The sequence below is a fragment of the Bacillus sp. FSL W8-0848 genome (assembly GCF_038007805.1).
GTDB lineage: Bacteria > Bacillota > Bacilli > Bacillales > Bacillaceae > Bacillus > Bacillus glycinifermentans.
Window position 1 is genome coordinate 2,430,103 of the sequence record NZ_JBBOYB010000001.1, and the last position, 11,855, is coordinate 2,441,957.

The 11,855-nt window shown below is 49.4% G+C and carries 11 protein-coding genes; 4 read left to right on the forward strand and 7 right to left on the reverse strand.

Going from position 1 to position 11,855, the window contains the following annotated elements:
- Positions 1-27 precede the first annotated feature (27 nt).
- A complete protein-coding gene (locus NSQ39_RS12680) occupies positions 28-876 on the reverse strand; it encodes an aldo/keto reductase (RefSeq protein ID WP_046131511.1) in 849 nt (282 codons plus the stop codon).
- A gap of 25 nt (positions 877-901) precedes the next feature.
- Positions 902-2,128 (reverse strand): MFS transporter, encoded by a 1,227-nt coding sequence (locus NSQ39_RS12685; protein WP_046131510.1) that lies wholly within the window; start codon positions 2,126-2,128, stop codon positions 902-904.
- 155 nt (positions 2,129-2,283) lie between these two features.
- Between NSQ39_RS12685 and NSQ39_RS12690 the strand changes: the two genes are divergently transcribed.
- Entirely contained in the window at positions 2,284-2,655 is a 372-nt protein-coding gene (locus NSQ39_RS12690) for a winged helix-turn-helix transcriptional regulator (protein ID WP_048353586.1), read from the forward strand.
- A 45-nt stretch (positions 2,656-2,700) separates the two neighbouring features.
- On the opposite strand, the gene NSQ39_RS12695 is transcribed toward NSQ39_RS12690, so the two are convergent.
- A complete protein-coding gene (locus NSQ39_RS12695) occupies positions 2,701-3,504 on the reverse strand; it encodes a uroporphyrinogen-III synthase (RefSeq protein ID WP_046131508.1) in 804 nt (267 codons plus the stop codon).
- Between the two features lie 94 nt (positions 3,505-3,598).
- Here NSQ39_RS12695 and NSQ39_RS12700 point away from each other — a divergent pair, with 94 nt between their 5' ends.
- Positions 3,599-4,543 (forward strand): cupin, encoded by a 945-nt coding sequence (locus NSQ39_RS12700; protein WP_335496912.1) that lies wholly within the window; start codon positions 3,599-3,601, stop codon positions 4,541-4,543.
- Positions 4,544-4,596: 53 nt separating this feature from the next.
- Here NSQ39_RS12700 and NSQ39_RS12705 read toward each other — a convergent pair whose 3' ends face one another.
- Complete coding sequence (locus tag NSQ39_RS12705) at positions 4,597-5,487, reverse strand: LysR family transcriptional regulator (RefSeq protein ID WP_335496914.1); 891 nt, start codon at positions 5,485-5,487, stop codon at positions 4,597-4,599.
- 119 nt (positions 5,488-5,606) lie between these two features.
- Between NSQ39_RS12705 and NSQ39_RS12710 the strand changes: the two genes are divergently transcribed.
- Positions 5,607-6,839: an MFS transporter gene (locus tag NSQ39_RS12710; RefSeq protein WP_046131505.1), complete on the forward strand. Its 1,233-nt coding sequence runs from the start codon at positions 5,607-5,609 to the stop codon at positions 6,837-6,839.
- 115 nt (positions 6,840-6,954) lie between these two features.
- Complete coding sequence (locus NSQ39_RS12715; protein ID WP_175075627.1) at positions 6,955-7,320, forward strand: YoqO family protein; 366 nt, start codon at positions 6,955-6,957, stop codon at positions 7,318-7,320.
- A 38-nt stretch (positions 7,321-7,358) separates the two neighbouring features.
- Here NSQ39_RS12715 and NSQ39_RS12720 read toward each other — a convergent pair whose 3' ends face one another.
- From NSQ39_RS12720 to NSQ39_RS12730, 3 genes are all read right to left on the reverse strand, one after another.
- The gene (locus NSQ39_RS12720) at positions 7,359-10,574 is read right to left on the reverse strand and encodes a bifunctional cytochrome P450/NADPH--P450 reductase (protein WP_046131503.1); all 3,216 of its coding nucleotides are present in this window, start codon (positions 10,572-10,574) and stop codon (positions 7,359-7,361) included.
- 33 nt (positions 10,575-10,607) lie between these two features.
- Positions 10,608-11,180 carry a TetR/AcrR family transcriptional regulator gene (locus tag NSQ39_RS12725; RefSeq protein ID WP_046131502.1) on the reverse strand — a complete coding sequence of 191 codons (573 nt, stop codon included), beginning with the start codon at positions 11,178-11,180 and terminating at the stop codon, positions 10,608-10,610.
- A gap of 226 nt (positions 11,181-11,406) precedes the next feature.
- Positions 11,407-11,772, reverse strand: a complete 366-nt coding sequence (locus NSQ39_RS12730; RefSeq protein WP_046131501.1) for a hypothetical protein — start codon at positions 11,770-11,772, stop codon at positions 11,407-11,409.
- Positions 11,773-11,855 lie beyond the last annotated feature (83 nt).

Below are 11,855 nucleotides of genomic sequence, written 5' to 3' on the forward strand. Positions count from 1 at the left end.
TCGCATATCGAACGGTGTTGTCTTTATTTAAAAATCGAAGTTATCCGGATCAGGACCGACCCGTGTGTTCTCGTTTAAAGCATCGATTTGCGCCATTTCTTCTTTTGTCAGTTCAAAATCGAAAATATCCGCGTTTTCGGCAATGCGCTGCGCTTTAGTCGATTTTGGAATCGTGATGACGCCGTTTTGCAAATCCCAGCGCAAAATGACCTGTGCTGCGGTTTTGCCGTGCGTTTCCGCGATTTCTTTAAGAAGAGGATGATCGAGCAATTGCCCCTGCATCAATGGAGACCATGCTTCAAGCTGAATGCCGTGCGCCTTGCAAAATGAATGCAGCTCTTTTTGAGTCAGGCGCGGATGATACTCCACCTGGTTGACCATCGGCATGATTTCAGCGTCTTTCATCAAGTCTTCAAGATGATGGATTTGAAAATTGCTGACGCCGATCGCTTTGACGCGCCCCGCTTTGTAAAGGGCCTCCAGCGCTCTCCACGCCTCTTTATAGCGGCCTTCAACAGGCCAGTGGATCAAATATAAATCCAAATCATCAAGCCCGAGCTTGCTGAGGCTCTTCTCATAGGCTGCGATTGTCTCCTCATAGCCCAAATCCTCATTCCATACCTTTGATGTCACAAAGAGATCCTCGCGCGAAATGCCCGCTTCTTGTAAACCTTGGCGGATGCCTTCTCCGACTCCCTCTTCATTTCCGTATATCGCTGCTGTGTCAATGCTCCGATAGCCGTGATTAATCGCCGTCTTTACGGCATTTACCAGCTCCGGGCCTTCTTCCACTTTAAATACCCCGATGCCAAACCAAGGCATTTTTACTCCATTATGCAATTCTGTTCGATCCTGTAAATGTTTTGCAGTCATCATTGACCTCCTGTTTTCGTTTATTTTTTTAAATGCAGTCCCGCAGAGACTCTTGCAGCACCGGTCCCTGTTTTTTCTCTTTTCGTTCGAGCATAAGGCTCACGCCTGTAAGCAGAACGGCACAGACAACCATGACTCCCCCGGTCCATGGGGCGTGGATGATCCCGATCGACTCCGTTATGATGCCCCCTAAGTAGGAGCCGATGGCAATGCCTGCGTTAAATGCTGCGATATTGACGGCGGATGCGACATCCACCGCACCCGGTACGAACCGTTCAGCAAGCATGACGACATAGACCTGCAGCCCCGGAACATTCATAAAAGCCAGCAAGCCCATTAACATGATCGTTATCAAGCCCGCAACCTTAAAAGGCGCTGTAAACGTCAAGGCGAAAAGCACGGCCGCCTGGGCGATGAACATATAAAACAATGCAGCCAGCGGCTTTTTGTTTGCAGCCTTTCCGCCGATGATGTTGCCGATTGCGATCGCAATTCCGTACACGAGCAAAATAAGTGCGACGGCCTCCTGTTTAAAACCTGTGACATGCTGAAGGAGCGGGGATAAATAAGTGAAAACGACAAACGTGCCGCCGTACCCCAAAGCCGTAATGATAAATAAAAGCAATAAGCGGACATTGGTCACAAGCTTAAACTGACTTCGGAACGTCGTCCGGGCGCCTTTTGGCAAATTGGACGGCACAAGGATGCTGTTTGCGATAAAAGCAATCGCGCCGACGGCAACGATGGCCGTAAAAGCAAGCCTCCAGCCGAATTGCTGCCCGATAAAGGTTCCGATCGGAACACCCGTAATCGTCGCCACGGTGAGTCCCGTAAACATAATGGAAATCGCGCCCGCCCTTTTATTTTCCGGCACAAGGCTTGCAGCAATCGTTGAGCCGATTGACATAAATACCCCGTGCGAAAAGGCCGAAAGAACGCGGGCCGCCAAGAGGATGCCAATGCTGCCGGCACACGCGGCGATGCCGTTTCCGATCATGAAAACCAGCATAATCAAAAGCAGCAATGTTTTCCGCGACATAAGGGACGTTACAGATGTTAACACGGGCGCCCCGAATGTTACGCCCAGGGCATATAAAGAAACAGTCAGCCCTGCTGTCGTAACCGAAATATCCAGATCGTCCGCAATGAGCGGCAGCAGGCCGACGCTGATAAATTCTGTCGTACCGATCGCAAATGCGCTGACGGCTAAAGCCAAAAGCGCCGGTATGCTTCGTTTGTTTTGAAAAGAAGACATATCATTCCCCCTTGATTTTTTGTATAGCAAATGATCGCCGGCAAATGATATTATGGTACATATCAGTGATGAAAAAAAGTACGTACTTTTAAGTATCATAGGAACCAAAAAGTATGATAGGTACTTTTAAGTGCCTATCAGATCGGAGGATGAAGATGAAGCAGAAAAAATACAATATCTCTGTCGAAGCAACCCTTGAAGTTATCGGCGGAAAGTGGAAGTGCGTCATCCTTTGCCATTTGACGCACGGCAAAAAGCGGACGAGCGAATTGAAGCGCCTCATGCCGAACATTACGCAAAAAATGCTGACCCAGCAATTGCGCGAATTAGAAGATGACGGCGTCATTAACCGGATCGTGTACCAGCAGGTTCCGCCGAAAGTCGAATATGAGCTCAGCGAATACGGGTGGACGTTAAAAGACATATTGGATTCCCTGTGCGATTGGGGAGCAAAGCACATTACGAAAGTTTACGGAGACAAATTCGCGGTCTTGGAGGACAGCGTGTTGAATGATAAATTGAAGTAGCAAAAACGACATTCCTTTGTTTTGGAATGTCGTTTGTGTTTAGCGCTATGAATAATAACGGGACAGCTCCATGATCATCGCCCCCATCCGTTCCAGCTCAGGGGCAAGCAGCCGATCTATGCCTTCTTCCTTCAGCGCTTCCGCCGTCACCTTCCCGACGGCTGCCGCTAAAACGGATTCCCCAAAAGCTTTGACGATGTCTTCGGCTGCACCCTTTTCTCTCGCATAATTGAATAGCGAACGGACTTGAACGGCCGTCGTGAAACAAACCGCATCGACCTCGCGGCTTGCGATCTCCCGGCACAATAAAGCAACGGTTTCCTCTTTCGGAGGGATATGCCTGTAAGGCAGAATCGGACATACGGACGCCCCTTTCTCCTCCAGAAACCTCAAAAGTGACGGCGCATTTTCTCCATGAAGCTGCACCATGACCCGTTTTCCGGTCAAATCGTAAGGCTCCAGCGCGCGAATCAGTCCTCCCGTCGTTCCGTCTTCATCGGAAGCTTCCGGGGTAATGCCGAGCTTTTTCAAGGCAGCGATCGTTTTGTAGCCCCTTGATGCCGCTTTTGCCCTGCGGATCGCCTGCAAAAAGCGTTCGCCGATTCCAAGTTTTTCAGCTACATTGACAAGCGTTTCAGTACCGATCCCGGTCGTAAATATCACCCAATCGGCACCATTTTCAACAAATGCCTTCAAATCGGGTTCAACCTCTTTTTCCGCCAAAAAAACGGTTCCCTGCAGAGAGCGGACGACGGGAATTCCGCCTTGTTTTTCGATGAGCGTGCTGATTTCGTCTATTTTTCGCGAACCGCCGATCGCAATTCGTTTTCCGTTCAATCCTTTTGCCACAACCAATCCCTCTTTCTTTATCTTTTTATCAGTTTGCTAACATCTTCCATGTGAAATATGATAGAATTATCAAAAAATAACAGGAGGTTTTCGTATGTCTGCCCATTCTGAAACCCGTGCCGAACAGTTGACAAAGCATGCCCGTTTTTTCGAGTATACCACTGCTTCCGATCCGGTTGGAAGCGGAATCATCAGCCCGGTTCCAATTAAAGAGTTCGGTCCTGAATTATACCGTTCCGGGGAAACGCGGATCATTCCTTTGGACATTTCAAACGAGCTTAAAACGGATTATCCTGCATCAAGCCCGTCCCTTCTCGCCCATTTTGTCAAGATTCGTACCGGGGATACGATCAATACCAAACCGAACGCAACAAGCGAATTATATTACGTGATTGAAGGCGCCGGTACAACCGTTTCCTGCGGAGAAACGATTGAGTGGCATAAAGGCGATTTTTTCACGCTGCCTGCCGGTTCAAACAGCCGACATACCGCTTCTGAAGACTCATCCATCTATTATATTACAGATTCGCCGCTTCTTCGCTATTTAGGCGTGAATGCCGCAGAAACTCGCTTCAAACCGACTCTGTACACCGCTGAACAGGCAAAAGCAAAATTAGCCGAAGCCGCCAATGCCCCTGACGCCCGTTTTCGTAACCGTATTTCCGTTCTCTTAAACAATGACAAATTCGATCAGACGTTAACCATTACGCATGTGCTGTGGGCCATGTTCGGCATCGTCCCTCCGGGTTCAAGGCAAGCGCCCCACAGCCATAAATCGGTCGCCCTCGACTTTGTTGCCTATGCGGCACCGGGGACGTATACATTAGTCGGGAGCAAAATCGATCCCGATACCAAGGAAATCATTGATCCGGTTAAAGTGGAATGGGTCACCGGAAAAGCGTTCATCACACCGCCGGGGTTATGGCATTCCCACCATAATGAATCAAATGAGGCAGCCTACATCATTCCGATACAAGACGCAGGATTGCAAACGTATCTTCGCACATTGGATATTCAGTTTCAGCATTATGAGAAATAACAAACATTTTTTAAGGGGTGCGGCTTTTGCCGCGCCTCTTTTGGAAGACGGGCCTACGGGCGGGCGTTCCTTTGATAGTATTCAATGACAAACTGCTTAAAGTTGAGGGCTGCAGGCGATAAATAGTGGTCTTTTAAGACGGCAAGACCGATCTTCCGTTCGGAGCGGTAATCCGCAACACGGCAGAATGCGACGGGAAGATGGACATGCTCAGCCGTTTTCGGCAAAATCGCCGCGCCAAGCCCAGCTGACACGAGCCCCAAAATGGTCGAAACCTCTTCTCCTTCAAACGCAAGCTTCGGGCTGATCTCTAGATCCCGGCACATTTGATCGAACACATAGCGAAGCCCATACCCCTGTTTAAAGCCGACAAAATCCTCCCCCGCAATGGCTTTCATCTCAATTTCGTTTTGGCCTGCCAGCGGGTGGTCGGCGGGCAGCACCAAATAAAGCTGCTCTTTATCAAGGATGGTCCACTCAAGCAGGTCGTTCGGCAGAGGCGGAGAGCTCAGGCAAATATCGGCCTCCCCTGTTTCCACCATGTGCTGAAGCACTTCATTCGCCCCTTGATAAAGTCTGAACTCCACATGCGGGTGCCGTTTTTTAAAGCCGGCAATCAGCTGCGGCATAAGCCGGGAGCCTAGCGTATGCAAAAAAGACACCGATATTTCTCCATAGTCGGGATCTGCGCTTTTTTTCACCTGCCGGACGCCTTCATCGAGCGTGTGGCGGGCTTTTTTTGCATTGGCGAGAAACTGTTTGCCGTACTTTGTGAGCCGGACGGACTTTGATCCGCGAATAAACAAAGGAACGCCCAATTCTTTTTCAAGCTTTTTGACGGACCGGCTCAGAGCCGGCTGGGAAATGCACTGCTCCATAGCAGCTTTCGTAAAGTGGCGATGCTTGCTGACCGCAATAAAATTGTCAATTTGATGGAGCTCCACTGTCTCACCTCTTTATCATAACCAAAACGTATTATAATCATAGTTATTATAAATTAGACACATTGCAAATGAAAGCGTAGGATGAATCATAGAGCAGATTTCCGAAATGAGGGACCAGCATGAATTACATTCAGCCGCATACAAAGGTTTATCAAAAAGCAAGCATTGCATTATTTATCAGCGGTTTTGTCATATTTGCGACATTGTACACCACACAGCCGCTGATGCCGGTATTTGCGAAAGAGTTCGGCATATCAGCCGCGTCTGCAAGCTTAACATTATCCATTTCAACCGGTATACTGGCGTTTGCTTTGCTAGCTGCAGCCGCATTGGCGGACGGGTTTGGCCTTAGAAACATCATGACGATGTCGCTTTTTGCAACATCTGTCCTCGGACTTTTAACGGCGTTCAGTCCGAATTTTGCCGCCCTGCTTGTAATGAGGGGGCTTCTTGGTTTTTTCCTTGCAGGCGTTCCAGCCATCGCCATGACGTATGTCGGCGAAGAGTTCGATCCGAAGGGACTCGGAAAAATGATGGGACTCTACATAAGCGGCACGAGCCTTGGAGGCATGAGCGGAAGGCTGTTGACCGGCCTTTTGACAGACCTTTTCGGCTGGAGGGATGCGCTCGCCATCATCGGCATCATTTGTGTCGTACTAAGCTATCTGTTTTGGGTTTTCCTGCCGCAGCCGCGGCACTCTGCAAGAAAGCAAACCAATCTAAAAAAAACATGCCTGGCCTACCGGTCTGTCTTTGTGAACGGACGGCTCATGCTGCTCGTTTCCCTCGGCTTCATCTTAATGGGCAGCTTTGTCACGATGTTCAACTATATCGGATTTCAATTGATGGGCCCTCCTTACCGGCTGTCGCAAACGATTATCGGTTTGATTTTTATCGTCTATTTGGCAGGAACGCTCAGCTCGGTTTACATGGGAAAGAAAGCCGACCGCTACGGCACTTCATTCATGATTAAGATCGCAATCGCCATCATGGCTTCAGGCGCCTTGATCACGCTTTTTACCTGGCTGCCGCTGAAAATTGCCGGCATCGCCGTTTTTACGTTCGGATTTTTCGGGGCGCATTCGATCGCCAGCTCCTGGGTCGGCCAGCAGGCGGGTGAACGGCGCGTTCAAGCTTCATCTCTTTATTTGCTGAGCTATTATCTCGGCTCAAGCTTAGCCGGTTCATTCGGCGGTTTTTTCTGGACTCACTTTGAGTGGCCGGGAATCATCTCTTTTATTGCGGGACTGCTTTTGATTGCCTATCCGGTCACCTTCTTTGCCGGAAAAGATGCAAGGGAAGCCGAAGCAAAGAAACAGCTTAAGCCTTATTCAAAGAATGCCGATATATAAGGAAAAGCCGGCATGGCAATTCTTTTTGTAGGTCAGCCGTTTTTTAGAGGTGCATGGATCTCGTCATGTTGGCTTTCTCCTTATATCCGCTATAATTGGATGGGGGGGTTTTGGCATGAAGAAAACGGGATTTTACGGATTTATTGCATCCGTTGTTTTCGCAGGCTATTTGAGATGGATCTTGAATGACAGCGGGATGCTGACCGATATCATCGCTTTCTGCGGCTTTGTGTTCATCCTGATGTACTCGTGGGATGAATCGAAAAAGGAAAGCCGTAAAGCCCTTTTATTAAAGGGGACAGGCGTGGTCATCTTAACGCCTTTATCGGTGTATATGATCTTCAAGGGCCAGGAATCAATCAACAGCCTTGCTTTTTTCAGCGGCTGGGAAACAGCCGCTAAAGTCGGGTGTATCTTATTGGTATTGCTTGTAGCATCAGTCCTCATGACATTTATACATAACATCAGCTCCAAGCCGTAACAAAGAGGCATCCGGACATCCGGATGCCTCTTTTTGTTTTAAACTTGCGGCTGCGCGGATACCGACGCAGTTCCGCCGGAAATTCCCGCGCCGGACCAGACGTCTTTTGCGTAGCGTCCTTCTTCTTGCAGTTTAGAGATCCAGCTTTGCGCTTCTTCTTTGCTTGCCTGCAAAATGTGTTCGTACGCTTCGCACAAAGCGTCTTCAACGGCCGGGGCCATGTTTGCGCCGTCTCCGCAAACGTACAGGCGGCCGCCGTTGTTCAGCAGATGAATCAGCCTTTCCGCATCCTCTTTTATCAGATCCTGCACATACGTTTTCGGGCCGTCTTCAAACCGCGAAAAAGCAGTGTGCAGTTGTACGATCCCGTGCTGTTCTGCTTTTTCCAATTCGTCGCGGTACAGAAAATCGTGTTCCGGATGGCGGCAGCCGAAATACAAATGGGCTTCGCCGAGTGTTGCTCCTGCTTCTTTTACAATGCGGCGCGCCTGAAGAAAGCCGCGGAAAGGCGCAATTCCCGTTCCCGGTCCGACCATGATGAGCGGCGTTTCAGGGTCATCGGGCAACCTGAAGCCTGACGAAGGCTCCCGGACAAAACACGATATGCTGTCCCCCGGGGCGAGTTCTGCCAGATAGTTTGATGCCACACCGCGGTACTGCCCCCGGCCGCTCAGCGCAGGTCCGCTTACAACGGCGACGGTGATGCTCGTGTTCCGGGCATGTTCCCGGGGCGAGCTGGAAATGGAATAGTACCTCGGTTTTAATGAAGGCAGAAGCGTCAAAAAGCGTGCGAGCGGCAGCTCGCAAGCCGGATACTGCTCAAGAAGATCGAGCATCGTCAAACGCTTCTGCAAGACCTGCGCTTTGTAGGCTTCATCCTCCAAAAGCGCGGCAAGCTCCCGTTGATGAGGCGGACAAACGGTATGCTGAGCCAGCTCGCGGATCTGGGCTCTTGTGGCCGGCTCCTGCAGTTCAACGCTGTTTTGAAACAGTGCTGTGACATTGACCGGGCGATCTAAAGGCAAATGGGAGACGCGGCGTTCTCCGCTGATCAAAACGTGTTCATCTCCGCTTAATCCAAACCGCTTGAGCACCCTGTCGACGAGCGCATTGCTGTTTTGCGGCAGCACCCCGAGATGGTCCCCCTCCACATATGCAGTTCCTTCCGGCAGAGAGATTTCGATATGTCGCGTGCTTCTTCCGCTGTCCGGGCTCTGAAGTTCGCGGTTCGTTAACACTTGTGCCGTGAACGCCCGATACGTTTTCACAAGAGGCGAGCCGGCCGGTGCGCTGATGAATTCGACGGACAGCTCTTGTCTGTCTGCCTGCTGCTTATGCTCCGTTATGGAAAATGCTTTTCTCAAATTAGGCCAAAGACCGTTTTTCCAAGCTTCAAAGCTTCCTTCAAAATCATCGTTGGCATCCCCTTCTCCACGCGTATAGAGCCTGATCGCGCCTTTTTTTTCAAATGCGTCGTCAATCAGGCGGGGAATCCGCTGATACGTGCTGGCCCAGCTGGTGTTTCCGCATCCGAACACGGCGTATTTGACACCTTGTAAGTCTTTTTCGGGATCTTGTTCAAGCCAATTGACGAATTCCTTCGCATTATCGGGCGGGTGTCCGTTATACGAAGCTGTTACGACAAGCACCGCTCCCTCCTTCGGGATCCTGCCTTTATATTGATCAAGCTCAGCTGTTCTGCTTTCCCAGCCTTGCAAACGCGCTTCGTCTGCGAGCTCTCTTGCGGCGTCTTCGGCAGATCCGAGATTTGAGCCGTACAGTACAAGGAGCGGAGTACCGTGGGCATCTGCCGCCGCCTGTGAGTGAATGTCTGTTCGGGAAGCGGCTTGCTTTTCTTGATGGGCCGCTGCTGTCATCAGCGCCATCTCTCTTCTCGGCTTGACCCGCATCGTAAACCCGTCCGGTTTAATGGTAAGCGATTCTTTTATTGTTAAGCGATAATTCGTGTGGTCTTCCAGTTCAAAATACTGAAGGATCATCCCCAGTACAAGCGTGGCTTCATGAAGCGCGAACTGCATGCCGATGCAGGCGCGCTGGCCGTTTCCGAACGGTTTGTACGCGTTTTTCGGAATGCTGTTCATTCGTTCAAACCGCTCAGGCCGGAATTCTTCGGCGTCTTTTCCCCAGACGCTTTGATCCCTGTGCAGTTTCGGAATTAAAACGGACACGCTCTGACCCTTCGGAATCAAATATTTGCCGCCGATCACCGTTTCTTCCTTGGCGTACAAAGAAAACGAAGGAGCAGTCGGAAAAAGCCGCAGCGACTCGTTTAAAATCATGCGAATATACTTCAGCTGCTGAACTTGTTTGTACGAAGGCACAGGATCTGTAAGCACCCGGTCGGCCTCTTCATATGCCTTTTTGAGCTTATCGGGATGCTGAAGGAGCAGATAAAGCGCGAATGACAATAAGCCGCTCGTCGTCTCGTGCCCCGCAATCAAAAAGGTGATGATTTGATAGCGGATGTTTTCATCATCGAGCCTTTCTCCTGTTTCAGGATCCTTCGCATGAAGCATGAGGGACAGCAGGTCGTTTCCGCTCCCGCCTCCGGTTTGTCTTCGTTCAGCGATGATCCGGTCGACGAGCGAAAACATCGATTCAACATCACGGTTAAACTGCCGCCTTGTCTTAACCATCAGCTTATCCTGCCATTCGAGGCGTTTCGTCTGCCTCATCGCTTCATTCAATCCGCGGCCCAGGCTTTCGATAAACGGGTGCTGCCCTTCGCGGTAAAAACTGTTAAAGCGGTAGTTGAAGCCGCATAAGCCGATCGTATCCAGCGTCAGGCGCGTCATATCATCCGGAACATCGATGCTCTCATTCTGATTCAGACGGGACCATTTTTGAATAAGCTGCAGTGCGATATCCTGCATCATGGAGTGGTAGCCCTTCATCGCTTTCTGACTGAAGCTCGGCAGGAGAATGTTGTGGGCTTTCCGCCAATTCGGTTCATGCGTCCAGCTTGTAAACAATCCGTCTCCGCTGAATTCGCGAACCTTCAGGAGGCCCTTCCCCATGTTTTTATCAAACCTTGATTCGTCACATACCTCAGAAACGAGCTCATGACTTGAAACAAAGACGCCTACCGTTTCCCCAAACTGAAATTGAAAAATAGGGCCCATTTCATCCGCGATTTTCCACAGAGACTGGGACACCTTCGTTTTGTCCAGCAACGGAAGGTTGCCGAGCGGTCCGTATGTTTTCGGGATTGGGATCGTGCTTAGCTTGTTCATCAGGATCATCCTTTCTTTTTGTGAAAATCCTTATTAATCGTGACGTTTAATCGCATGCCAGGAACATTGTTCAATTTCTTCGATTAAGCCTGAAGGATCTTCAATTTCTCCGGCTTTCACCAGCTTTTGAATGTGGACAAACGCTCCGAATACCATCGCGGTTAAAATATGCGGAGGCAGCGGATGAATGATGTTTGCCTCTTTGCCTTTCTCAAAAAACAAATAGACAAAATCCAAAAGGTCGTTCAGGACGCTCCGGCTTGTTTCGGTTAAGTAATGCGAAGTTTTATCAATTTCCAAAAAGTAAAGCGCATAGACGTTTTCGTGCGCAAATTCGTAGAGGCAGCGGAAGATGTGGTGAAATTGGCTGCGCACACTCAAATGTTCGGGGTAGCCTTCCTTAATCTTTTCTGTAAAGCGTCTTACACTGTTTTGAAACAGAACATTGACAAGCGCCTCCTTGCTGTCAAAGTACCGGTAAATCGTCCCTGCTCCGACGTTTGCTTTCTCTGCGATCATCGGAATCGTTGTGGCATCGAATCCCCGGTCTGCGAATAGAACGTGGGAAGCCTTGATGATCTTTTCATATTTGCTTTCTTGTTCCACCTGTATTCACCTCCACATCGCGGAATGAACGTTCATTCCGCAACCGTCATTGTTGTTCAAATTAGACAGGCGTTCGCAAAATTCCTTTTTTAATATAAAAATTTTTAAACAAAAAACAAAATGGGTAAAATCTACCCATTTTGCTCACCGGTTCTAATTACACAAATCCACAATAGATCCCGCCAATTTGGCAACACGATCGATTAGTATTCTTATATATTATTTTTTATAACGTTTCTATCAGAACCGCAGCAATAAGCGGATGTCCGTTTCGCAAGCCTTGGTACATTCCGTATACCCTCACATTGTCTCCCGGCTGCACCCTGCGGCCGGTGAGATTTTCAACATAAACGGTTCCCGCCTTGACGGATAAAGCGAATATTCCTTCCTGGTCCGCAGATGCCGCGGCGCCTTCTGCGTATACTTTCGTTTCTTTTTCGACTTCGCCTTTCTTCATTTTAAAAATGTCCGCCTCAACAGCCTGCTTTTTCAAGTCATCGTCGAGCTTTTGCTTTGTCGGCAGTTCTTTTGTTTCTAAAAATGCGGATGATGCAAGTGAACATAATAAAACCGGCATGAGCAGCCATTTCATCGTCAATCCCTCCTTATTTGCAGTTTGAACCATTTCAGGCGGGGCATAAACCCGAAAAAGGAGCTGATTGAACATCAGCTCCC